This window comes from Streptomyces sp. NRRL B-24085 (assembly GCF_001282115.1).
GTDB lineage: Bacteria > Actinomycetota > Actinomycetes > Streptomycetales > Streptomycetaceae > Streptomyces.
Window position 1 is genome coordinate 1 of record NZ_LJBR01000615.1, and the last position, 1,735, is coordinate 1,735.

The 1,735-nt window shown below is 72.7% G+C and carries 2 protein-coding genes; one reads left to right on the forward strand and one right to left on the reverse strand.

The genetic code is table 11. From position 1 onward, the window contains the following. Window positions 1-7 precede the first annotated feature (7 nt). Entirely contained in the window at window positions 8-1,267 is a 1,260-nt protein-coding gene (locus AOJ26_RS40290) for an MFS transporter (RefSeq protein WP_053853290.1), read from the reverse strand. A 46-nt stretch (window positions 1,268-1,313) separates the two neighbouring features. Between AOJ26_RS40290 and AOJ26_RS40295 the strand changes: the two genes are divergently transcribed. Beyond that, the coding region (locus AOJ26_RS40295; RefSeq protein ID WP_159044525.1) for a LacI family DNA-binding transcriptional regulator at window positions 1,314-1,735 on the forward strand (422 nt) is incomplete at its 3' end.

The following is a 1,735-nucleotide window of genomic DNA, read 5'->3' on the forward strand; positions in this document are numbered from 1 at the left end:
CTGAACATTACGCCCGATCCCCCGAGCTGAAACGGGGTTCGGCCGCACGGTTTGGATCATTTTCCGATGAAGCCGCAACCACCACCCGACCGGCGGGAGCTGACAGGACGCGTCCCGTGACCAGCAGAACCAGCAGGGACACACCCCCCGCGACACCCGGCACGGCGAACCCCCACAGGGCCCCGCCGCCCTCGACGACCGGCCCCGCCAGCCCCGTTCCGACCGAGGCGCCCACGGTGAACGTCGTCACGATCCAGGAGAAGGCCTCGGTCACCGTCCCGGCCGGCGCATGCCGGTCGACCAGGACGAAGGCGCAGGCGATCACGGGCGCCAGGAACACACCCGCCAGGACCATCAGCAGCGTCATGGCGACCGCGCCCGGCATCAGCGTCAGCGGCAGGTAACACACCGCCAGGAAGGCCACCAGGACCTGCAGTCGCCGCGCGGGCTCACCGGCCCACTGCCGCGCCCCGTACACCGTGCCGCCCAGCAGGGCCCCCAGACCGATCCCGGCCATCAGCCACCCGTACACCGCGTCCCCGCCGTGCTCGTCCGCGTACGGCACGGAGGCCACCGTGATGGACCCGAGCGCGATCCCGACGAACAGGAAGGCGCCGAGCAGCGCGAGGAGTCCGGACGAGCGCAGCGCCCCGAGCCAGTGCGCCTCGCGCGGCCCGGAACGCCACGCGCGCGAGGGCGGTGACACCACGACCGACAGGGCCCCGAGAACCCCGATCACGTTCAGCACCACCAGCGCCGCCTGCGCCGACCACAGCGACACGCACAGCGTCACCAGCAACGGCCCCACCGTGAACATGACTTCCTGCGCCACCGCGTCCATGGCGTACGCCGTGTGCACCTGGTCCTCCCGGCGCAGCACGCTCGGCCACAGCGCCCGCAGACCGCCCTCCAGCGGCGGCGTGAAGAGCCCCGCGGCCGCCACCGCCCCGTAGGCGAGCGGGAGCGGGCCGGTGCCGGTGAAGGCGAACAGGGCCATCGCGAGGGCCGACACCACGGCGGCCGGGAGCTGCACCCGCGGCTGCCCGTGCAGGTCGACCAGACGCCCGAGCACCGGCTGCCCCACGGCGTTGGCGACCCCGTACACGGCCGCGAGCGCCCCGGCGAGGCTGTACGTGCCGCCCTCCGCCCGGACGAACAGCACGATCGCGATCGCCGCGGTGGCGTTCGGCAACCGGCCCACCAGCGTCCCCGTCAGCAGGCGCGCCGCATGCCTCGCCCTGAGGATCTCCAGGTATCCCGCGGCCATGTCCCGCCTCCAAGTAATACGTATAACTTCGACTCCCATACGTACCATGTGCGCTGTTCGGACGTCCAGACGAAGGAGCGGACCCACGGTGGCACGCAGCAGCACGCGACCGACCAGCCGCGACGTCGCACAGGCGGCCGGCGTGTCCCAGGCCGCCGTCTCCCTCGTCCTCGGCGACAAATGGCGCGGCCGCGTCTCCGAGACCACCGCCCAACGCGTCCGGGAAGCCGCCCGCGACCTCGGCTACCGGCCCAACCTCGCCGCCCGCAACCTCCGCCTCGGCCACACCCGCACCGTCCTCCTCGTCGTCCCCGCCCTCACCACGGAGTTCTTCGCCGGCGTCTACACCGGAGCCGCACGCGTCGCCGCCGACCACGGCTTCGGCGTCGTCCTCTACCCCTCCCCCGAAGGCGTGGTCGGCGGCGACGCGTGCGGCTCCGGGGTAGACGCCCTGGCTCTTATACACAT

What these genes read in the sequence shown, in the direction of transcription:
- AOJ26_RS40290 (WP_053853290.1), bottom strand. Translation starts at nt 1,267, where the DNA reads ATGGCCGCGGGATACCTGGAGATCCTCAGGGCGAGGCATGCGGCGCGC.